The 23,263-nt window shown below is 52.2% G+C and carries 13 protein-coding genes; 3 read left to right on the top strand and 10 right to left on the bottom strand.

Annotation, left to right across the window (positions count from 1 at the left end; all coding sequences use genetic code 11):
• Positions 1-22: 22 nt before the first annotated feature.
• From RDK48_RS05915 to RDK48_RS05870, 10 genes are all read right to left on the bottom strand, one after another.
• Positions 23-2,824 carry an NAD(P)-binding protein gene (locus RDK48_RS05915; RefSeq protein ID WP_298996567.1) on the bottom strand — a complete coding sequence of 934 codons (2,802 nt, stop codon included), beginning with the start codon at positions 2,822-2,824 and terminating at the stop codon, positions 23-25.
• Between the two features lie 24 nt (positions 2,825-2,848).
• The gene (locus RDK48_RS05910) at positions 2,849-4,123 is read right to left on the bottom strand and encodes an amidohydrolase family protein (RefSeq protein ID WP_298996570.1); all 1,275 of its coding nucleotides are present in this window, start codon (positions 4,121-4,123) and stop codon (positions 2,849-2,851) included.
• An 82-nt stretch (positions 4,124-4,205) separates the two neighbouring features.
• Positions 4,206-5,588, bottom strand: a complete 1,383-nt coding sequence (gene hydA / locus RDK48_RS05905) for a dihydropyrimidinase (protein ID WP_298996572.1) — start codon at positions 5,586-5,588, stop codon at positions 4,206-4,208.
• Between the two features lie 90 nt (positions 5,589-5,678).
• Positions 5,679-6,875 carry a knotted carbamoyltransferase YgeW gene (gene ygeW, locus RDK48_RS05900; RefSeq protein WP_298996574.1) on the bottom strand — a complete coding sequence of 399 codons (1,197 nt, stop codon included), beginning with the start codon at positions 6,873-6,875 and terminating at the stop codon, positions 5,679-5,681.
• 69 nt (positions 6,876-6,944) lie between these two features.
• On the bottom strand, positions 6,945-7,907 hold the full coding sequence (locus RDK48_RS05895) for a carbamate kinase (protein ID WP_298996576.1): 963 nt from the start codon (positions 7,905-7,907) through the stop codon (positions 6,945-6,947).
• A gap of 4 nt (positions 7,908-7,911) precedes the next feature.
• The gene (locus RDK48_RS05890) at positions 7,912-9,120 is read right to left on the bottom strand and encodes a YgeY family selenium metabolism-linked hydrolase (RefSeq protein ID WP_298996579.1); all 1,209 of its coding nucleotides are present in this window, start codon (positions 9,118-9,120) and stop codon (positions 7,912-7,914) included.
• Between the two features lie 68 nt (positions 9,121-9,188).
• The gene (gene dpaL / locus RDK48_RS05885; protein ID WP_298996581.1) at positions 9,189-10,406 is read right to left on the bottom strand and encodes a diaminopropionate ammonia-lyase; all 1,218 of its coding nucleotides are present in this window, start codon (positions 10,404-10,406) and stop codon (positions 9,189-9,191) included.
• 206 nt (positions 10,407-10,612) lie between these two features.
• Positions 10,613-12,391: a sigma-54-dependent Fis family transcriptional regulator gene (locus RDK48_RS05880; RefSeq protein WP_298996583.1), complete on the bottom strand. Its 1,779-nt coding sequence runs from the start codon at positions 12,389-12,391 to the stop codon at positions 10,613-10,615.
• 785 nt (positions 12,392-13,176) lie between these two features.
• Positions 13,177-14,193 carry a diguanylate cyclase gene (locus RDK48_RS05875; protein WP_298996586.1) on the bottom strand — a complete coding sequence of 339 codons (1,017 nt, stop codon included), beginning with the start codon at positions 14,191-14,193 and terminating at the stop codon, positions 13,177-13,179.
• The gene (locus RDK48_RS05870; protein WP_298996589.1) at positions 14,193-14,681 is read right to left on the bottom strand and encodes a V4R domain-containing protein; all 489 of its coding nucleotides are present in this window, start codon (positions 14,679-14,681) and stop codon (positions 14,193-14,195) included. Before RDK48_RS05870 ends, RDK48_RS05875 begins: the two co-directional genes overlap by 1 nt.
• A 401-nt stretch (positions 14,682-15,082) precedes the next feature.
• On the opposite strand from RDK48_RS05870, the gene RDK48_RS05865 reads away from it, so the two are divergent.
• From RDK48_RS05865 to RDK48_RS05855, 3 genes are all read left to right on the top strand, one after another.
• Positions 15,083-19,510, top strand: coding sequence for a response regulator (locus RDK48_RS05865; RefSeq protein WP_298996592.1), 4,428 nt, complete (start codon positions 15,083-15,085; stop codon positions 19,508-19,510).
• Between the two features lie 13 nt (positions 19,511-19,523).
• Complete coding sequence (locus tag RDK48_RS05860) at positions 19,524-20,594, top strand: HD domain-containing phosphohydrolase (protein WP_298996594.1); 1,071 nt, start codon at positions 19,524-19,526, stop codon at positions 20,592-20,594.
• A gap of 136 nt (positions 20,595-20,730) precedes the next feature.
• On the top strand, positions 20,731-22,473 hold the full coding sequence (locus tag RDK48_RS05855; protein ID WP_298996597.1) for a methyl-accepting chemotaxis protein: 1,743 nt from the start codon (positions 20,731-20,733) through the stop codon (positions 22,471-22,473).
• The last annotated feature ends 790 nt before the right edge of the window (positions 22,474-23,263 follow it).

The following is a 23,263-nucleotide window of genomic DNA, read 5'->3' as shown; positions in this document are numbered from 1 at the left end:
TTCCGACATCATTACTTGCGCATTAAATGATAATGGAAGCCAGGGCTGGATCAGCCGAGACAAGACCGCAGAAGACCGAGGCCTCCACTGCGGGCAACAGGGATGTTGGCGTCAGGCCGTCGCGCAGCGTTACCTTTGTCGCTATCAGAGTGCTGCGGTCCAGTACTGTCCGCTGCGAATCGTCTTCATACGTGAGGATTTCACCTTCCAGACGCAGGCTCCATGGTTTGCCGTGGCGCTTGCCGTAAAACAGCGTTGCGTCGGGACTCCAGAAGCCGTTGGCATCCGCGTCGAAAGAAGTACGGCTGAGGTGCAGGCGCATTTTGTCCTTGTAGGGCGCGCCGGAAGAAGGACAGAAAGCACGGCAGTTGCCGCATTCATTGCAGAAGTCGCCTATGTTCACTATCTGGGCAGGCTGCTGGATTCCGCTAAAGCCCAGAGTGCGTATGTGGGTGGTTTGACCATCGTGGAACGCTTCCTGTATGGGCCATGAAAGCGCGGTGGTGCTGAGCAGCACGTTGGCCCTGTTGGGGCACAAGGCCACGCATGCGCCGCAGTACTGGTCGCAATGCAGGCAGCGGGCCGCCTCCTTCCGTGCAGCTTCTTCTGCATCTGGTGCGGTGGGCAAAAGGGATGCCCTGGATGCGCCATTGAGGCGGAAAGCCTGCTTGCGGCGCAGCCCGGCAAGATCGGTTGGTTCAGGGTAAGCTTGCTTCTGGTTCATCCCGGCCCGCCCGGAGTTGCTGGCGGGCAGTATGCCCAGACGGGCCAGGATGGTGGAGGAGGTGCAGCTTCCTTCCCCAACGCCAGCAACAAGCGTCGAGGCAGGGCCACGGCTTCCGGAAGGGGTTGACCGGAAGATATTGCGGGCGTCGGCGGAGGCAAGTCCTTCCACGCCCGAAGAAATATATACAGCGTCCGTTTTACCAGCCAGATCGGCCAGCGCCTTGTCATCTATGGGCTTGCCCCGACGCAGTCGCACGCCAAGGGCCAGTATTGCGTCCACATCCTGCCGGACATGCTCCGCCGCCTTGCCCCCCTTTTCCAGAATGGGGGCTAACGTGCGGCCGCCTTCAGTCTGAGCGCCTTCATAAACGTCCACACTGCACCCGGCCAAAGCCAGATAATATGCGCAACTGAGTCCGGCTGGGCCTGCGCCGATAACCGCAACAGAGCGCCCGTTGGCCGTAGCTGGCGAGCGCGTCCGATTGCCAAGCCGCGCCACGCAACCCTTCACAGCCCTTATTTGCAGGCCATCGTCATACTGCCCACGCATGCATTTTTCACGGCAGGCTTGATTGCACATGGCCCCAAGAACGGCAGGGAAGGGATTGGTCGCCGTGATGGTGCTCGCCGCACCGTCCATATCCGCTGCCGCGCAGCGTTCCATGTAGGCCGGAATGTTCTGCCCCGCAGGGCACTGACTCATACAGGGCGCATCGGCGCAATCCAGAGCTGGCAACGGGCGGGATGTTTTGACATCGCTATGGCGCCCTGCCTGCTTGGCATAGCGGGAGCCGTGCGCGGCAGCGGCCCTGGCGCAGGCGGCGAGGTTATGCAGAACAGCGGCAGCCCGGTCGGCCCGGTCGGGGAGGGCGGCTACAGCAGCCGGAAAATCTGCCAGGCTGGCGGCTCCTGCTGCGCGCATGGCCGTGCGCAGGTTTTCCACATACTGGGCAAGCCTGCCGTAGCCGCCGGGTTTGAGCAGGTCTGAACAGACGGTGACAGGAGCCAGTCCACAGGCCAGGGTATCTGCCACATTAAAGGCATCCACCCCGGCGCAGAAGGAAATGTCCAGCCCGCCGTTAAAGTCTTTTTGCAGCTTTTCGGCCACTGCGATGGAAATGGGGTAGAGCGACCGGCCGCTCATGTAGACCATGTTTTCTTTTTCGGGCAGCCTCTGGCCCGAATTAATCGTTTCCAGCGTATTGGTGAGCTTGACGGAGAAGGCGAGTCCCAGATCGCTGGCGGCGCTGCAACAGTTGCGCACGATGCGCAGGGCAGTTTCGTAGGAAATGTCGTGTTCAAAGGCGATGTCTGGCACAGTGGTCTCATAGCCCAGACTTTCGTTAAGGATACCGCGCACTCGATCTGCGCCCAGCAGGGTGGGATTCATCTTGAGCGTTGTATTGAGCCTGCGCTGCTGTAAAAAGTAGAGGGATATCTTTTCCACTTCTTCTGGCGGGCAGCCGTGCATGCAGGAGATGGTCAGGCTGTTGCTCATGCAGCCGGGTATATCCAGCTGCGCCGCACGTGGGTATACGGAGGCAAGGCGGTTCTGCATGGCGCGCACATCGTCGCCGCAGTTTTGCATACGGTTCAGAAAGTTCTGCACCCCAGGGCTCAGGATGCCTTCCATGCTGTAGCCCGCGCTCATGTTGAAAATGACGCCAGGCGTACCGGCAAAGCCGAGGCGGTCATGCAGCACGTGTATCAGCATCCAGGCCTTAAGATATTCCTCATAGCTTTGCTCAAGACTCAGCTCCTGCGACCATTCGCAGTTGTAGCCTTCGTCGTGCATGTCGATGCAGGGCTTGGTCACTGAAATCTGGTCCAGCACCTGCACGGTTTTAAGTTCCATGTAGCGCGCGCCGCAAAGCCACGCGGCCACGATGTTCTGGGCCATCTGCGTGTGCGGGCCAGCAGCCACGCCCAGAGGGTTTTCAAGTGCTACGCCGTAGCGCTGCAAGCGAAAGGGGTCATCCTGCTGCGGTATGAAAAAAAGATCCTTGACGATTCCCAGGGCCGAACCCCGGTTGAGGTCTTCCAGTATCCAGCGCAGAAGCCTGACGGGGTCAAGGCCGTGCATGTGATCAGAAACCATAAATCCTCCTCGGAGATGCGGGACCTAGGCAAGCCTGTTCCAGAGCCGTTCTGCCTGTTGACGTGCGAAGGTCAGTATTTCGTTTTCGTCGCAACGGGTAAGCCGCCCGTCTTCCACAATCACCCGTCCCTGGCTGATAACCGTGTGCACATGCCCTGCCGTGAGCCCGTAAAAAAAATGCCCCAGCGCATTATTGGGGCGCAGGGGCGTGGGCGTGTCGTATTCAAGGATAACGAGGTTGTTGGGGGCGTCGCCGCAGGGGCCGTGCAGGGACGTATGGTTGTGGACGTTGCGAAGCCTCGCGTAAGCCCCGGCTGGCGAGAGGCCTTCAACCCGCACACCCGCAAAAAAGGAGCTTTGGGCAGAGCGGATCATGTCGGAATGCATGCCGTCCGTGCCCAGCATGACGCGGTTGCTGTAGCCGTATGAAGCCAGGCCCACATTGTTGTTCTGGTTGGATTCGGTGTTCTGCGCGATCCAGCAGGGGGCCTTGGAGAGGATATCCCTGTCTTCGGAGACAATGTGGACGCAATGGCCCAGAATTGTTTGCGGCAGTTCCAGCGCGCCAAAGTCCGCGAGACGCTGCACAACGGTTTTTCCATAAGTATGCAGGCAGTGCTGCTGATCTGAGGCGGCCTCGGCCACATGAATGTGCACGCCCGTGCCGTGGCGGCGGGCTATGTCCACTGCGGCCTGCAGCGTTTCGTCGCTTACAGTGAACGAGGCGTGCAGGCCCACATGCCCCTTGCCCCCGGCGGAAAGATAGCGCTCGTGTTCCTCAAGGCCCTTGAGGGCAATGTCGCGCCCGTCGCGGTCAGAGGTTTCATAACAGAGCAGATGCCCCACGCCGATGCGATCCATGGCGTCTGCAATCACCGAGAGGCTGCCCTCCACTGCATTGGGCGAGGCGTGGTGGTCTATGCAGAATGCCACGCCGTTTTTGGCAAGATACATGGCTGTGGCCAGAGCCGAGGCTTCAGTCATGTCGCGGTCGAGGCATTTGTCGAGCCGCCACCACACGAGGGCAAGCATGTCGGCAAAATCTTTCGGGCTTCGGAGGGCAGGCGGCATACCGCGCGAAAGGCAGGAATAGATGTGGTGGTGCCCGCAGCTCAGGGCGCGGGTTACAAAGCGCCCTTTACAGTCCAGCACGCGGTTGCCTGCAGTAAGCGTGGCGGCAGGAGGGATTTCTGCGATGGGCTTTACCGAACCTGCGGGCCCTTCCTCCACGGCAAAGTGGCCGCTGGCAAGCTCGAAAGTTTCAGCATCAATCATAACCGCGTTGCGTAAGTATAACATGGAATGGCTCCTTATTATCCTGCCGTTGGCCGTTGTCAGTTGTACTTCAGGCCGCATGCGCCGCCCCAGAAAATTCACCAGATCAATGCGCCTCCATGAAGCGTTGACGGCACAGCAGACTTCCATCACCGCGCTGACCCAGAAAAAATCCATTGTGAACCACGCATGTTCCACGGAGAAAAACCATTTCTACCGAACCCTTGACGGGCACGCCTTCGTAAAGGGTATAGCCCCACGGGCCGTGCAGATTGCTGGCGCTCAAGATGCCGTCCTCTTGTGGGTCAAGCATGATGATATCCGCGTCCGCGCCGGGTTGGAGCGCTCCTTTGCGTGGATAGAGGCCCATAAGTTTTGCCGGGTTGGCGGACATGACTTCCACAAAGCGTTGGAGGCTCAGCCGCCCCTTGCCGACCCCCTCGCTGAACAGAAGGGCGACGCGTTCTTCAATGCCCGGGGCGCCGCCAGGGCAGCGGGTAAAGTCGCCCAACCCCCGGTTTTTTTCGGCCAGGGAGAACGAGCAATGATCCGTGGCAACAGTCTGGATGTGCCCATCGCGCAATCCGGCCCAAAGGGCGTCCACATCTTCCTGTTTGCGCAAGGGAGGCGACAGGATGTACTGCACACCGGAAACGGGATCAGAATAACGGTCTTCTGTGAGGGTGAGGTACTGGGTGCATGTCTCCACAAAGATGTTGCGTTGCCCCGCCTCACGTGCCTTGCGTATGATTGAGAGGGCGGATGCGGTGGAAAGATGCACGATGTACACGGGAGCCTCGCCCGCATCTGCGGCAATGCGCAGCAGGCGTTGCACGGCAGCGGCTTCGCACTCCGGGGGACGGCTTCTGGCATGCCATATGGGGTCGCCGTGACCGGGCGAGGAGCAGGCCGCCAGACCATTTTGTATGCAATGATGGTCTTCGGCATGCACGGCCAGCAGGATTCCCTGTTCGGCGCAGGCTTTCAGCAGGGCAGAGAGTTGACCGTCGCAGCAGCGCTGGGCGTAGGTCATGTAGGCTTTGACCGAGGTCATGCCGCGTTCGGCAAAGGCGCGCAGCAGAGGGAAAAAATTGTTGTCCGAACTCTGGATCAGTCCGTGGAATCCGTAGTCTGCGGAGGACTGTCCGGCAGCCAGGTTTTCGTAGAGGTACATTTGTTCGGTTACGCTACGTCCCTGCGGCGTAAAGCCCATGTGCTCCACAATGCTTGTGGTGCCGCCCATCAGGGCTGCGCGCGTTGCCGTAAAGTAAATGTCGGAGCCAGTCGCGGCATCGGGATTGAGCGTAACGTGGGTATGCACATCCACACCGCCGGGCAGCAAGAGCTTGCCTGAAGCGTCTATGACGTTGGCATCGCCGCACGACAGGTTTTCGTTCACTTCCGCGATAAGGCCATCGGCAAGCAGCAGGTCAGTCTTATGAATACCTGTGGGAGTAACAACTGTTCCGTTGCGGATAAGGATTTTCAAAGCCTTACTCCTGTTGTTGCCGCGCTGGCGCTACGAAATGGTTTACAGCCCCGGGGAGTGGGGTATTCCCCCCGGGGCCGCGGGTTGTACCTAGCGGATGCGAGGGCTGCCCGATTCCAGCAGACGCATGAGGGTGTCAGAGGGATCAGCCTTGCGCGCCAACAGGATCATTGCGGCGATGATGTAGGGCTTGTAGCTGGCCTCAAGGTAAAGGGGCGCACGGTAACGATCGAACACGCTGGCTTCCACTTCGCCTTCCTTGCACGAAACACCGGTGATATCGGCGGGCAGGCAGTGCAGGTACAGGGCATTGCCCTTGTTGGTGGTAGCCATGAGTTTTTCTGTGCATTCCCAGCTCTTGTAGTTGGCATTCTGGGTCAGCAGTTCTTTTTCAAGCTTTTTGATGCCGTCGTGGTCGTTCTGCTCGTAGAGGGCCGAGCGTTTTTCCATGGCGGCAAAGGGAGCCCAGCTCTTGGGGTAGACAATGTCGGCTCCGGCAAAGGCTTCTTCCATGGAGTTGGTGCGGCTGTATGTGCAACCGGAAGCCTTGGCGTTTTCTGCGGCAATGGCTTCCACTTCGGGCATAACTTCATAGCCTTCGGGGTGCGCCAGCGTCACATCCATGCCAAAGCGGGTCATGAGGCCGATAACGCCCTGGGGAACAGAAAGGGGCTTGCCGTAGGAAGGGGAGTAGGCCCAGGTCATGGCGACTTTTTTGCCTTTGAGTTTCTCCACGCCGCCAAAGTGGTTGATGATGTGCAGCATGTCGGCCATGCACTGGGTGGGGTGGTCGATATCGCACTGCAGATCAACGATGGTGGGGCGCTGTTCCAGCACTCCCTCGTCAAAGCCTTCCTGCAGGGCCCCGGCCACTTCACGCATGTAGGTATTGCCCTTGCCGATGAACATGTCGTCGCGAATGCCCACGGTTTCTGCCATGAAGGACACCATGTTGGCGGTTTCGCGCACGGTTTCGCCGTGGGCTATCTGCGATTTGCCTTCATCAAGATCCTGTACGGTCAGGCCCAGCAGGTTGCAGGCCGAGGCAAAAGAAAAGCGGGTACGGGTGGAATTGTCGCGGAACAGGGAGATGCCCAGCCCGGAATCAAAAATGCGCGTGGAAACATTGTTGGTGCGCAGGCCACGCAGAATGTCGGCAACTGCGAAGGTGGCGGCAATTTCGTCGTCGCTCTTGTGCCATGTTTCCAGAAAGTCCTTCATGTACATGTTTTTGAAGTTCAATTTGGAAAGGCACTTGATGTGTTCGCGAATACCGGTACGGTCCATGGGATTCTCCTGCAAATCGGTAAGTGGTATCTGTGTTTGTTTGGTCTGCGGCCGAGTTACCGGGCGGCGTTAAGGCACAATGTGGGTGCCGCCCTGATTGTTGATGGCGGCCTTGAGGTGCTCTGGGCTGGTAATGATCACCCTTTCCCCGCCAGCGGCCAGGAAATCCAGAGCCGCCTTGACTTTGGGCCCCATGCTGCCAGCCGGGAACTGCCCCTGATCGTAATAGGCCTGCATTTCGGCGGCTGTTGTCTGCCCAAGGGCTTTTTGATCTGGTTTGCCAAAATTGACGCAGACCTTTTCCACACCTGTGGAAATGATCAGCGTGCCAGCCCCAAGGGCGTTGGCAAGCAGGCGCGAGGCCAGATCTTTGTCGATAACGGCGTCAACGCCGCGCAGCGCGCCGTTGCCCTGATCCACCACCGGGATGCCGCCGCCGCCCACAGTCACCAGATTGAATCCATCATTGAGCAGGGCGCGGATGGCATCCAGCTCCACAATTTCCACCGGCGCAGGACTGGGAACCACGCGCCGCCAGCCCCGGCCCGGGTCTTCCTTGAGTTCCCACTGGGGATTCTGCTCGCGCAGTGCAGGCAGGTCTTCCGCATCGTAGAATTCCCCAACGAACTTGTCGGGGTTGGTAAAGCCGGGGTCATCGGCGTTTACCCTCACCTGGGTGACAAGGCTGACAACGCGCCCCTGATGCTTGCGTGCCGCAAGCTCGTTGGTAAGGGCCTGCTGGATCTGCCAGCCAATGGCCCCCTGCGTGTCGGCAACGCACGAAACCAGCGGTACGGAATGCAATCCGTTGCTTTTGCGTGCTATTTCTGACCTCAGCAGGATAAACCCCACCTGCGGGCCGTTGCCGTGGGTAATAACCACCCTGCGGCCCGACTCGATAACGTCCGCTATATGGGCCACTGTGGTACAGATGGCATCATACTGATCCGTGACGCTTTTTTTATCGCGCGCGCTGATAAGCGAGTTGCCACCTATGGCGATGACGACAAGATCCCTTTGCGTGGCGCTCATGGGGTTATCCTTTTTGTGCGTAGGTGGCCGGAAGGGCGGCGTAGAGGGCGGCGCAGCGCACGAGATCTTCCTTCCAGGTTTTTTCATTGGGGGCGTGCGCTTCCTTTTCTTTGCCAGGGCCAAAGCCCACTACCGGGATGCCGAACATGCCCATGATGGACACGCCGTTGGTGGAGAAGGTCCACTTGTCGGTGCGGCCTTCCTTGCCAAAGAGGTTGCGGTACGCTTCTTCAGCGGATTTGCAGACAACGTGATCCTGGGGCAGTACCCAGGTGGGGAAGTAGCAGTCTGTGGGGTATACAAGGCCGGTCCATGAGGGAGCCTCGTAGGTGTACATGGACACCTTCACAAGGTCGCCAGCGGCGCGCACGGAAGGCAGGTCGCGTATCTGGCCGAGGGCAAGATCCTTGTCTTCGCCCATGGTCAGGCGGCGGTCGATGGAAATGGAGCAGCCGTCGGCCACGGCGCAGCGCGAAGGGGAGGAGTAGAAAATCTGCGAAACAGTCAGCGAACCCTTGCCGAGGAATGGGTCGTCCTGCAGCTTTTTGTGCAGCTCTTCCAGCTCGGTGAGAATATGCCCCATGCGGAAGATGGCGTTGTCGCCACGTTCGGGGGCGGAGCCGTGGCAGGAGACACCGCGCACATCCACGCGGATTTCCATGCGGCCGCGCTGACCACGGTAAATGCCGCCGTCGGTGGGTTCAGTGGAAACCACAAATTCGGGTTTGAGGCCGTGTTCCTTGATAAGGTACTGCCAGCACAGGCCATCGCAGTCTTCTTCTTGTACAGTGCCGACCATGGCCACGGTAACGTCAGCGGGGATAATGCCCAGTTCTTTCATGATCCGCGCGCCGTAAACCATTGAAGCCATACCGCCTTCCTGGTCGGAAGCGCCCCGGCCGCCGATGGTTTCGGTGTCTTCGTATCCCTGGTAGGGATCGAAGGTCCAGTTGGCGCGTTCACCAATGCCCACAGTGTCGATGTGCGCGTCAAAGGCGACAAGGCGCGGTCCGTTGCCCATGTAGCCGATGACGTTGCCCATCTTGTCGATTTCCACGCGGTCAAAGCCCACGGCTTCCATTTCCTGCTTGATGCGCTTGACGACGGCTTCTTCCTGGCAGCTTTCGGAAGGAATGGCGATCATGTCGCGCAGAAAGCGCGTCATCTGAGGTTCGTATTTTTTGCTGAGTTCAGTGATCTTGGCGAAATCCATTGGTTTTCTCCTTAGGTGAAAGCAGATTTTTGTCCTGAGCCATGCGCAAGGGTTGCACCAGCGGTGCGCTAAGCCGGATCAAGGTCGGGGTGCGCCCCGAGCCAGACAACATTTTTGTAAACTTCAGGAGCTGTATTGCCCTCGGTGCTGATGAGCAGCACGGAGGAATCCTCGCCAAGCCCAAGGGCTATGCGCTGGGCTTCGGCTGCCGGGTGCTTCATGAGCCACTGCACGATACCAGTGGTCACAGCGCCGGATTCGCCCGAAACAATGGGGGCGTCGCCGCGGAGCGGTGCGGCAAGAATGCGCATGCCGTTGGCTGCCACATAGTCGGGGCAGGAAATGTAGGCGGTGGAGTAGTCGCGCAGGATTTCCCAGCTGATGGTGTTGGGCTCGCCGCAGGCAAGGCCGGCCATCAGGGTTTGCAGGTCGCCCCCCACGGTATGGGGTTTGCCATCGCCTGCCACGGCCGACTTGTAGATGCAGTTGGCCGAGTGCGGCTCCACAATGATGAACTTGGGGGCTTTTTCGCCCAGGGCGGCAACCAGACTGCCCACAACCGCACCGGCAAACGAACCGACGCCCGCCTGGAGGAAACAGTGCGTGGGCAGGGCGTCCATGGCCTTGAGCTGCTCAAGAGCTTCGGTCGCAAGGGTCATGTAGCCCTGCATGATCCAGGTGGGGATTTCTTCATAACCTTCCCAGGCGGTGTCCTGTACCATCACATAGCCGTTTTCCTGGGCAAGGCCCCAGCTCATGCGCACGGCCTCGTCGTAATTGAGGTCGGTCACTGTGCACTGCGCGCCTTCGGCCAGAATATTGTTCTTGCGGATTTCTTCCGATCCCTTGGGCATGAAGACTATGCACTTGTAGCCCAGCTCACGGGCCGTCCAGGCGAGGCCGCGCCCGTGATTGCCGTCCGTGGTGGTGATAAAGGTGATATCGCCAGCCTTGGCCTTTGCTTCGGGAGCATCAAGGTTGGCACGCGTGAGACTTTGCAGCGGCAGGTGTATTTTGTCCGCAATGTAGCGCCCCATGGCGTAAGAGCCGCCAAGCACCTTGAAGGCGTTAAGCCCGAAGCGTTTGGATTCGTCCTTGACGAATACGTTTTTCACCCCAAGCTCGGCGGCCAGCCCCGGCAACCGGTTCAGCGGCGTGGGTTCGTATTCCTTGAAGGTGGCGTGGAAAGATCGCACGTTTTTGGCAACCGAGGGGGATAATGTCGAAAGATCGGTGCCCGTGCCGGGAGTTTTTTGGTAAGAATTCAGGTGCATCCTGATAGACATGTTGCCCTCGCGTGTAACGATTTCAGTGAAGTGCGGCCAAAGCCTTTCATCACTCTTTAGGCAAAAAGAGGGCCAAACTGTGCAAGTGAAAAAAATGTCAATTATGACTGTGGAGTGGAGGAATGCGGAGGGAGGGGAATAAAAAAAGACTGCTTCTCAAAATGAGAAAATTCTCATATTGAGATGCAGTCTTGTGTGAAAAATTCTTAATTTGAGAAAGAATGAAGCTTGCGGTAGAAGGTCGCCAGGCTCAATCCCAAGGCCTGGGCTGCCTTTTTTTTGCCCGCAGTGCTGGTGCCAAAAACATTTAATGCTGCACGGATGGCCTGTTCTTCCATTTGCGCCAAGGGAATGATCTGCTGCACGCCTGAAATTGGGGGATCTTGTTCCACTGCTGGGGGGGCAGGTGTTTTCAGACGGCGCACGTCGTCCAGCAGCTTTGCTGGCAGACAGTCAATATCAATGGTGCCGTCTTCGGGCATCATGTTGACGGCGTATTCCACCACGTGTTCCAGTTCGCGCACGTTGCCCGGCCAGGGATACTGCTCAAGCAGGTGCTGCACTGACGATCTCAGCCGGGGGCGGCGTTTTTGAAACAGGGCGCAGTATTTATCCAGAAAAAAGTTGGCAAGAATGGGCACATCCCCAACACGCTGCCGTAATGGCGGCATATCGAGGGGAATGACGTTGAGCCGATAGAAAAGATCTTCGCGAAAGGCATTGCGCGCAATGCAGTCGCGGAGGTCTTCGTTACTGGCGGCAATAACGCGCACATTGACGGAGATAAGCCTGTTGGAGCCAAGGCGGATGACAACGCGCTCCTGGAGAACTCGCAGTAGTTTAACCTGCACGTAAAGCGGCATGGCCGATATCTCGTCCAGAAAAATAACCCCGCCCTCGGCCAGTTCAAACTTTCCCATGCGCCCTTTGCTGGAGGCGCCCGTAAATGCGCCGCTGACATAGCCGAAAAGCTCGCTCTCAAGCAGCGTATCAGGAATGCCGCCGCAGTTAATGGCAATGAACGGCGCATTTTTGCGCGGCCCGGCATTGTGTATGGCCCGGGCCAAAAGCTCCTTGCCTGTGCCGGATTCGCCGGTGATCAGAACCGTTGAACCGGAATCAGCAATCTGCATGGCCTTGGTTTTCAGGCTTTCAAGGGGGCCGGAGCTGCCAATGATGGAATCAAAGCCCGAGGCCGCGCTGTGGGAGTTCAGGTCGCCAGCCAGGCGCGCCAGCCTCTTGGGCAGCTCAAAGGCGAACATGTCGGCCGAGTAGTGTTGCCCGCAATCCAGATGCACCATTCGGCCTGGCAACGTATGCACGACCCCATCCGGTGCTTTGACCTCAAATTCTTCGTAGCCGTATACAGAGCTGCCGCAGGGCTGGATATCGCCAGACTGAAGGTTTTTGCCTTGTGTTTCACCAAAAAATTCGCGAGCTGGGGTGTTGGCGTAGAGCTGGCTACCGTCCCGGTTGAACAAAATAAGCCCAAGGCCTGGAATATCCACGGCCTGAAGCATGAGGTCGAGCATACGCGTGGTCTGGCTGAGGTGCGTTTTTTCGCCGATTTTCAGGGCCAGACCGTCGGCCAGAAAAGAAATGAAGGCGGAATAGCTGTCCAGTGAGGCCATCACGCGGGCGCGGTCTTCATCGTTGAAGCAGACAAGGCCAATGACGCCGTGCAGGGTTGCGGCATCGGCAATGGGGGTCGCCAGAGAGAAACGCTCGCGGCAGTTATCCTGATTATGGCAGTTGGTGCAGATTTCATGGTGCCGTGGGGATTTAACCAGCACTGTTTGGCGGCTCCGCATGACCTCCTTGTACACTTCTCCAGCCTGCGCAAGGCTCTCGCCCACCTTGTCGGCATATATGCCTGTTCCAGCAACACGAACCATACTGCTGTCCATAATTTCAACGTCAATACCTGTAACTTTGGAAATGACGTCAGCGTATGATTGCACTGAAGGCTGAAGATCAGAAAGCATATGTGTATAGCCTTATGAAAGGTTGCATCTGATAGACTGTCACCGTTGTCAAGATTGCCTTTAATGCAATTGGGCTGTCAAGGAGTACAATCCGAACAACCATAGTCATTTTTTCAGGAACAATCTAGGAGCACAACTTTTTAAGATAGTGGGTCGTATAGCTTTCCACCGAAAACTGATGTCCTGCGCAACAAGGGACGACACCGCGAATCACTTTTCAACAGGCGGTGATGCAGAAAATGCATTTTTCGATTGTCGGCCCGAAAAGCAGTAAAAATTTTAAGATTGATCAACTAGCTAGAAGACTGCTGGATATGGTTTTCGTTCATATGCTTTAACACGTTAAAAATACATGATAATTTACAGATAAAAGCACTCACAGGATAATGTAACATCAACAAGTAGAATACCAGAGAATGGAATTATGAGATTTCCTTAAGCGCCGTCAGGCCGGAGAGCTTTTCTGAAAGGAATATGGATCACAAAAACGCTTCATTCACGTCACTAGCTAGTTGGGATGCCACAAAAAAAGCATTAAATATGCGTTCTTTTGTGGGGCATTCAAGATTCTGCTGAATGAAATAATCTTCATGACCTGCAATGGCCTGGAACCAGCAACAGCTTTTAGAATATTCGACCTATGTGCCTGGATGGGAAAATTCCAGGTCATAAGGCTGTGCTTGAATTTTTTGAATACAAACAGATCGGTTACTTCCTACGGGGGGCAGTTTATTGCGAGCGGGTAATATGGAGTGTCATAGAAAAAGGTGTGAGGCACGCATTTTTTATGTAATATTAACAATTTCAGCAACATGAACGGTATTCCTTCCGTTTCCCTTGGCCTGATACAATGCTGTGTCAGCTATTTTTATTGCATGTTGCTGAAGGATATTGCTATTCTGGTCTGCCACTTTTTTTGCTAGCAGGCCTGCAACCCCCATACTCACAGTCACGGGAATTTTTCTGCCATCTTGAAGCTGGCAAGGCTCACTTTCCACCGCTACACGAATTCTCTCCGCCGCAGCACGGCCCTGTTCCATATCGGCATCGGAAAAGAAAAAGATGAATTCCTCGCCCCCGTAACGCCCCATGATGTCAGCCCGCCGCAGGCTTTTTTGAGCTTGCTCCACAATATGCTTCAATGCCCAATCGCCTTCAACATGGCCGTATGTATCATTAAATTTTTTGAAGTGATCTACATCAAGAAGGCAATAGCAGCAGTTTCGTCGCATTGCAAAGCACCGCTCCATCTGTTCCATTGCGGAAAAGAAGAAAAATCTGCGATTAAACACGCCAGTCAGTGGATCATGCTGTGCCATATATTTAAATTTGGCTTCACTTTGCTCCAGTTGCCTCATGGCTTCATTGCGTTGCCTGGCCTCTTCCTGAAGGGACGCTTCCTTCTGCTGTAAAGCATCTATCGTGTTTGCAAGCTGGACTACCATGCTGTTGAATGAAGACGAAAAGTCTCCCATGAAGTCCATGCGTTGCGAATAGTCTCCATTTTCAACTTGCTGCACCTTCCATGTCATATGCCGAAGGTTCGCCTGTAAAGCCTTGCATGACCCTGCGACAACTCCGCTCATTGTAATCTGGGGGGAAAGGTCGCCGGAAGCAAAAGATGTCATAATATCACGCAAGGATATCATTTTTTCATGCAGCCGGATAAAGTCTTCGTTTTTTGTAAATGCAGAAGGAACTTCCGGAGGGGTTGCAGCATCGAGCAATTTTTCAACATGATGCAGTACTTTATGCACCGTGCTTATCTGCATGTCGCAATCAACAAAGAGATCCATTTTCATTAATCACCGTGCGTCTGATCTATAGCATTGGCGTTGAAACGGCAGGTGCGGGCTCCGGTGCACCAACAGTCAATCTCGCGGACTTTGAACTTTGTCCCCGTGTACGATTCAAGGATGCCCTGGATAAAGCCCTCATCATAAACGCAAATCTGTTCGTTGCTGTCCGGCAGTCCAGAGCAGTCGAGGTCTTCTTCAACATTCAGAGTGAAGCTCAGGGTGTCGAGATCGATACTTTCCACGCGAAAGATACCTATTCCCAGTTCCATGAACTTGTCTTCAATGATTTTCACCAAGCCTGAAATGTCACTGACATCTGTAATATACTTTTTATAAAATTCTTTGCCTGCAAGAGCACCGGCTCTGCGGAATATTTCATCTGTTTTTATATGTCCAAATTCATCTTCAAGAATGTCTCTCAAAGTATATTGCAGAAGTCTATATACTTCAATGCGGGTATATACTCCAAGGCTTGGGCGTGCAACAGCCATGTTATCTCCGATAGTACTCCATGAAAAAGTATACTTTCGTTCTGTGCTCATGAATTTATCTCGTTTTTATATGTTATCATTCAACTTTTATGCATGACATGCTGGATAATAGTATTCTGTGGAATTCGTAATTCTTCATTATTACAAGCCACGCGATATGTTTTTTTGTTGGCAGTGATAGATGATGTCCTGGTTAAAATTTTAATGATTTTTTACATGGTATGAGAAAAAAAACAGTGATCAATGTAAAATTGTGTAAAATCTTAAAATTCAATTTTACAATTCAATATATATTCTTGCTGTAAGATTTCTACTGGCAGGTATTCATGGTTTGATGTGTAAAATTGTGAATACATATTTATTTATAATATTAGAATCATGTAGTGTGCTGGATACGATAGATGGCAGCTCTTTATCTGATATACTTAAAAATTATAACTTGGTTTGCCAATCTCTCCATTCGCGCCAAGCTGGTTATTTCGCTTCTTCCCACGGGCACTGCGTTGATAATTATTTTTGTGCTTGCAGCTAAGGGCAGTGAAAGCGTCGACTCCTTGTATGCAGAGCTTGTGGATACAAAAATAAAAGCTGTAATTGCAGTGATAAGCTCAAATAAAGAAAGTGTTTCTGCATACCAGCAGGTATATGAACTTGCTCTGCAAGATAGTGAAGAAAAACATCTATCGAGTAGAGTAGAGCTAGAAAAAAATATTAATGCGTACTTTTCGTTGATTTCAGTTGCTAAAAATAAATCACCAAACAATGCCGAGGGCATTGATGCGCTAAGACGACAGTTTGGGGAACTGCTTGTTGAATTTGACAAGGTTCAGGATGTGGCGAGGACTCATACTCGAGTGTACGCCCTTGAATATATGCATGATAAGGTTTTGCCGTTTCTGAACACGCTCAGGCACGACACCTCTTGTCTTGCCGAATCAATGCGCAATGGGTTGATTCTGGATCGGGATGACGTCATGGCAAACACCCGGAAAACCATTTCCATGTTTGCATTGGCGATATCAATCACCGTGGTCATGTCATTGTGTATTGTGCTGACAATATTCAAAGTCAGCGTGGTTCGGCCGCTGCGCAGTTTATGCAAGGCAATAGAAAGCGTAACCCACGGGTGTTATGAGCAGGTAGTTCCTTATAGAAGGTGGAATAATGAAATAGGGCAACTTGCAAATAACCTGGACAGGCTGAGGGTATGTGCGGCTGAGCACAGCAAATTTTTGCGTGTAAAAACTGAAGTTGGCAATATTGCCGAAGCTCTGCTGTCCGCAACGACCTTTTCTGAATTTTCTTTTGCTTTGCTTTCACGGCTACGTGGCCGATGGGGTATTACGCAATGTGAACTTTATCTGGCAGACAACTCTCAGGAAAACTTTACAAGTGTTGATGGTTCTGCATTTTGCGATTTGGATCCTGCATGCTCCTCCTCCTCCTCATACTTTTTTGATGCAAAAATTGCAGGCAACGGCAATGAAGATGTCGTGCCGACTGGTACCTTCATCTGTGCACGTAATGTGTCTGGAGGCAGGTGGCTTCTATTGCCAGTAATCAGCCAGGGTAAAAAGCTGGCTGTACTTGAACTTGTTCTGGCAGAGCCGCAAGGCGAACTCGTTGAGTTTTTTATGGAAGAATTGCTGCCCGTTGTGGGGCAAAATCTGGAAATTTTGTCTAGCAGTCTTCAGGTAAAGGAACTGCTTGATAAGACATGTCTTCAGGCAAATTCTCTGGTTTTGTCCCAGGCACAGCTGGTGGCGCACAAAAACGAAATTTTGGCAGCTTTAAAGAATGTAAAGAGGTCTCAAACTCAATTGGTAGATATGGCTGAATCCCTGTCTGTAGGGGTTTTTCAGTTGTGCTGTTTTGAAGATGGAAGCAGATTATTCACATTTACTAGTCAGAGAATGTGTGAACTACTTGGAATTACTGTTGATGAAATAATTACTAGTCCTGAATCCTTATGGCGCAATGTTGATCCACAAGATGCTGCAATGGCAAGGACTGGGCTCAATAATGTGCTGACCCGTATGTTTGCCGGTCAGGAGCATGAACAGACCGAGGTGCAGCTGCGTGCTGTTGTGGGAGGATATGATTGTTATCTTAATTTTTGTAGTCACTATAAGTTGTTACCAGATGGAATTGTTCAACTGACTGCATACATTGAGGATGTTTCTGAAAAACGTCGCGCCGCACTCGCTCTTGCCGAACAAGAGCGCATGTTGCGCGTCATTATTGATAATTTGCCTTGCATGGTAACTCTCAAAGATGCCGAAGGGCGCTACCTTATGGGCAATCGTTTTTTTGAAAACGTGTACGCCCTAAAAACTGAAAACATTCTGGGCAAAACACAGGAGGAAATTTTCCTCGGCGAGACCGCCAGGGAAAACATGGAGAACAATCTCTGCGCCGGAGGAAACTGCACTACCCAGACTTTTGAGTTCATTCATGTTTTTGCCGATGGGAGCGAGCACCTGCTGCGCACGACCGAAATCCCGCTGATGGATAGCAGTAATCGCATGACTGGTGTGGTTTCTTTATCCTTGGATATTACGGAACAACATGCCGCAGCCAGTTACCTGGAGCATGCAAAACTTATTGCTGAGGAAGCAAACAAGGCAAAAAGTGAATTTTTGGCTAGGATGAGCCATGAAATAAGAACGCCAATACATGCAATTTTAGGTCTTGCCCACCTGGCATTGCATTCAGATATCACTGACAAGCAGCGTGAATATGTCAGTGATATCCAGCTTTCTGGTAATATTCTTTTGCGAATAATTGATGATATCCTGGATTTTTCTAAAATTGAAGCCGGGAAAATGGTTATAGATGAAGTTAACTTTAATCTTACGGAACTCATTGACAGAATATACAGTGTTATTTCTGTTAAAGCTGATGAATGCGATCTAGAAATTATTTTCGACATAGACGCCACGATTCCTCATAACTTGATGGGAGACCCTTTGCGTCTTTCACAAGTGCTTATAAATTATGCCACAAATGCCATCAAATTTACTGAAAAAGGTCACGTACTCCTTTCTGTGAAGGAAGTTGAGCGTCGTGTGGACCGCATACTGCTTCGTTTTGCCGTTACAGATACCGGCATCGGCCTGGATGAGTCGCAGAGTAGCGATTTGTTCAATGCTTTTACGCAAGCTGACGGTTCAATTTCGCGCAATTATGGCGGTACAGGGCTTGGCCTGGCGATTTGCAAGCGGTTGGCTGAACTGATGGGTGGTGAAGTTGGCGTTAATAGTGTGCCGGGCCAAGGTAGTTCCTTCTGGTTTACCGCGTGGGTTGGATTGGGTGAGCAAGAGGCCTGCCTAATTGACGATGTATTGATGCAGGACTTGCAGCATTTACGTTGTCTTGTTGTGTCAGAAAACAGCGAGACAAAACGCACGCTAACCTCATGTTTGGAATCTTTCTTCTGCCGTGTCGTCACTGTTACCACTGGCGCAGAAGCCCTGGATGCACTGGATAAGACAGACAGCGACGACCCCTTCTTGTTTGTTCTGCTGGATTCAAAAAAGTCTGACACGGAATGTGTCGCCGTTGCCAAGCGGATTAGGCAGAAAGCCACCCGCGATGCTTTCGTTGTCCTTTTGGTCACGGGCTACAACAATGAAGGTATTTCCCTTGAGGCCAAAAATGTTGGGGTGAATACAGTTCTTGCCAAGCCGGTGAATTCGTCAACCTTGTTTGACACCGTAATGGAGGCGTTGGGCAAGAGGGTGTCCGACAAGAAGAGTGATGTGAGCAATCGTGGAGCAAGGCTGAAAGGTCTGCCTAAAATTTATGACGCCAGAATCCTTTTGGTTGAGGATAATGAGATCAACCAGAAGGTTGCGTTGGAAATTCTGGGACAGGCCGGGCTTATTGTGCAAGTCGCCAGCAACGGATTTGAGGCGATTGAGGCAGTGAAAAATAGTGATTTTGACGCGGTGCTTATGGATATTCAGATGTCCGGACTTGACGGTTTATGCACCGCCAGACGAATCCGTGAGCTGAATAAGCCAGGTGTTGCCGACCTCCCCATTATTGCCATGACCGCTCATGCGATGGCTGGTGATAGAGAAAGAAGCCTGAATGCCGGAATGAATGATCATCTGAGCAAGCCAATCAGGCCGGACAAGTTGTTGGCTACGCTCGTTCGCTGGATAAAGCAGGGCAAGCACAAAACCTTTCTGCAGTCAGAGTTGCCCTGTGAAAGCATGGACGCTCCTCAGCCTGTCATGGCTTTGCCTGGCCTCTCCGTCACGCAGGGTGTGTTGCGTATGGGCGGTAACCGTGAGCTATACAGAAATCTGTTAGCAAAATTTGCCGTAGACTATGCTGATACCGCTACGCTTGTGCGTGCCGAGCGTGACCGGGGAAGCATGGCGGCTGTTGCTTCAATAGCGCATTCGCTGAAAGGCGTTGCGGGAAATATTGGCGCAATGGAGCTCAGCAGGGCAGCGGGAAAGCTTGAAATAGGCATCACAAGAGAATGCGTAACAGAAGATTTGTTTGAACAGTTTTTCTGCTCTCTGGAGAGCGTACTGACTTCAATCAGACTTTTTGAAGATGCTGACAGCCATTCAGACAGCGAAAGCCGTTTATTTGATTCTTCTTCTCTGAGCAGCCTGCTTTCCGAAATCAGCAAATTACTTGAATGCGACGTTGCTCAAGCCTTTGGCAAGGTCAGAGATCTGGATGGAGTGGAAATGCCCTCCGCATTGGAGGATGACCTTGCGCGTCTCCAGAAGGCCATGGGCAATTTTGACATTGAAGAGGCATCACAAGCTATTGAAAGCCTGCTTGTGGCGCTGAAGGTGCGATAGAAGGAGGCATTTATTGAATATTGAACGTCCCACAGTGCTCGTAGTTGATGACGATGTCAGCAATCTCTACGTAATTATGGAAGCACTGAAAGATCAATATGTAGTGGTGACGGCCACCAATGGAACACGGGCTCTCAACAAGGCCATCGCCGCCCCCTTGCCCGACATTATTCTGCTGGATGTCATGATGCCCGACATCAGTGGTTACGATGTGTGCACAAAGCTCAAGGGCAATGAAGCTACCCGAGGTGTTCCCGTTATTTTTGTTACCGCCCTTAGTGAAATCGGCGATGAAACAAAAGGTCTTGAACTAGGAGCCGTGGACTATATCACCAAGCCCATCAATCCTTCGCTGGTCAAAGCGCGGGTGCGCAACCAGTTGGAACTGAAACGCCACCGAGACCGGTTGGAGGCAATGGTGCGGGAACGCACCAAGGAACTTGTGCTTACCCAGCAGGCAACAATTGAAATGCTGGCCGACCTTGCTGAAACCCGTGATCCCGAAACCGGCTGCCACATCAAGCGCACTCAGGAATATGTATGCGCGCTGGCTCATGCGGCAAGGCAACTTTCTGATCTTGAACTGTTTATGGATGATGAATCTATTGACATGCTGTATCATTCCGCAGTGTTGCATGATATCGGCAAGGTCGGTGTTCCTGATGCAATATTGAATAAAGAGGGGAAGCTTAGCAAGGAAGAGTTTTCCATGATGAAGGAGCACTGTATTATTGGATATAAGGCAATGTTGGGAGCACAGAGAAAGTTAGGAGAAAATTCATTTTTGCGCCTGGCTGGAGAAATTGCATTGACACATCATGAAAGATGGAATGGAACAGGATACCCTAGAGGCCTTTCTGGTGCAGAGATTCCAATTTCAGGTCGCATCGTAGCAGTTGCAGATGTTTATGACGCACTTGTTTGTCAACGTATATATAAACCGCCGTTCACCCATAAAGAAGCGGTTAATATTATTGTTGGTGAAAGCGGAAAGCAGTTTGATCCAAGGTTTGTGAAAGCGTTTTTGGCTATTGAATCACAAATAGAAAAGATTTCAGTAGAATATGCAGATTATAAAGCCTGATATAAATTTTAAAATTAAGCAATTCAGTTTTTTACTGGTTTAATAGTTAAAATTTATATTGGCATCCTGCAAATAAGATTATTGAAACACAAAAAAATTTAATCGATACATGCAAAAACATGTGATTGGAGGGAATATGAAGCTTAGCGTTAAGCTCATGCTTATGTCTGGATTCCTTTTGCTGCTTGCAACGTTAGTTGGTGGATTCAGCCTGATTGAGATGGCAAACATCAACAAGGGGTCTACTGATATAAGTGAAAACTGGTTGCGCTCTACACGAAGTGTGATGAATTCAACTCTGCTGACTTCGGAATACAGGCTTGCTGAGGCTTTGTTTGTATATGCAAAAACAGATGAAGAAAATAGCGTTTATAAAAAACGAATGGAAACTGCTTTATCAGCGCTCGATAAAACAAAAATTGGTTATGTTAAACTAATATCTTCGCAAAAAGAGCAACAAGCATTTGACACTTTTTCGAGGCAATGGGCACAATATATTCAGGTTAGTGCTCAAATAATCCAGCTTTCAAATGACAATAAATTGGAAGCGGCGATTGATATATTCAGAGGAAAATCCAGAGCCCTTTTCGAGCAGAGCAATGCATCGCTCATGGAGCTTGTAAATATCAATACTGAAGGGGCCGACGCCGCCAGTAAGTCGTGCGATGAACTTTATGAAAGGGCGAGAATACTGGTCAGCTCATTGCTTATAGCGGCCTTGCTGGTAGGTGCCGGTGCTGTTGCGTTTATTGTTCGCGGCACTCACAAGCAGCTTGGCAAAGACCCCAGTGAACTGAACGCCATTGCGCACCGGGTTGTTGAAGGCGATTATAACGTTGATGACGGCTGCCAAAAGCTCGGCGTGTACGATTCCATCATTGCCATGGTAAACGCGCTGAAGGTGAATATAGAGCACGCTCAGGAAGAATCCGCACGTGCGCACGAGGCGGCAGAAAGTGCCCGCATTGCTCAGGGCGAGGCACTGGAGGCCCAACACCGTGCAGAGAGCGCGCGTAAAGAAGGCCTGCTTGATGCGGCGAACCAACTGGAAAACGTTGTGCACGTCATTGCCTCTGCATCAGAACAGCTTTCTGCGCAAATTGAAGAATCTTCCCGGGGTGCGGAACAGCAGGCAGACCGTATCGCAGATACGGCAACTGCTGTGGGCGAAATGAATTCTGCGGTGCTTGAGGTGGCGAAGAATGCTTCCTATGGCGCGCATCTGTCTGCTGAGATGCAGGAAAAGGCCCGCTCTGGCGATCATGTGACATCGCAATGCCAGAGTGCGATTGCTGATGTGCAAAACGATGCCGCTGCTCTCAAGGTCAGTATGGATGTGCTTTCCGGGCATGCCCAAGCCATCAACGAAATTATGACCGTTATTTCGGACATTGCTGATCAGACCAATTTGCTGGCACTCAATGCCGCCATTGAGGCCGCACGCGCAGGCGATGCTGGCCGAGGTTTTGCCGTGGTGGCTGACGAGGTGCGCAAGCTTGCTGAGAAGACCATGGCCTCGACCCTCGATGTGGGCAAAGCCATTCATGCCATTCAGGAAAGCTCGCAAGATGGCGTACATCGCATGGACGCAGCAGTGAATAAGGTAAACCTTGCCACAGAGTTGTCGTTGCAAAGCGGCGAGGCGCTGAAGGTGATTCTTGGGCTGGCAGAACAGACCGCCGATCAGGTGCAGGGAATTGCCACAGCAAGCGAAGAGCAATCAGCTTCTGCCGAGGAAATTGCCCAGTCGGTCGACCATGTAAACTCCATTTCGAGAGAAACGGCCTTGGCGATGAGTGAGGCGAGCAAGGCTGTTTCTGATCTGGCAGCACAGGCTCAAAGACTTGCCGCCATTATTACCGACCTCAAGAATGCCTAAGCTTTTTTCCCGGCATGTTTGTTGAGGCTGCCTTGTTGTTTCTCGTAATGATGCGGCCAGCTGTTTCTTCTGTAGTGTCGGCCTGATGTTGAAAATTTCTGCTCGAAAACCTCCAATCCCTTGGCATGCCCTTCCATGAAACTGAGAGGCAGCCATGAAGGGACTGTGTACACATGGCGACCAACTTCACATGGGTTGGTCGCCATGTGGGCTTAAGCTGTAAGTTGTCCTAATTGAATGTATTCCCAATATGTTGATATTAAAGATTATATTGAGCGCGTGAGCTTGATGCACTTAGAATAATTGTGACTGTAATTGGCATTTGATTAGAAGGCTCACTGATTTTTTTTATTCAAGAATTTACAATTTTTTTTAATAATATTTCAAATATCTGTAATTTTAGATAGTTGTAAAAAAATTTTCTTGATATTCATGACGATTATACAATCAATATTTTTTGTGGTTTGGTTTTATTGAACCAACGTAACTGTCTGATCTGAGAGGAATTGGTTGTACTTACTTCTCAATCGACTTTCTTAAGTTTGCTGATAGTGCATACTAGAGTTTGAGGGGTCTAAGGCGCGGACGCGCCTTGACCTTACTAATAATAGTAGTTAACTATCAATTAGCAAGCTTGCTGGATACAGACATTAACAGTCATTTATTGTCTGATTTTCAGCGGAAACCTTGAAGGTTTCCCTTGCCCTTCCATCTTTGTCCGGTGTGTGCAGCGATGCCGCCGCGACAAACTCAGGATTCCTCGTTCCCAACACACGGGAACGAGCACCCC

Source organism: uncultured Desulfovibrio sp., from assembly GCF_902477725.1.
In the GTDB taxonomy this organism is placed as follows: Bacteria; Desulfobacterota; Desulfovibrionia; order Desulfovibrionales; family Desulfovibrionaceae; genus Desulfovibrio.
Note: the sequence above shows the minus strand (reverse complement) of the source record. Positions and strands in the feature narration are given on the sequence as shown.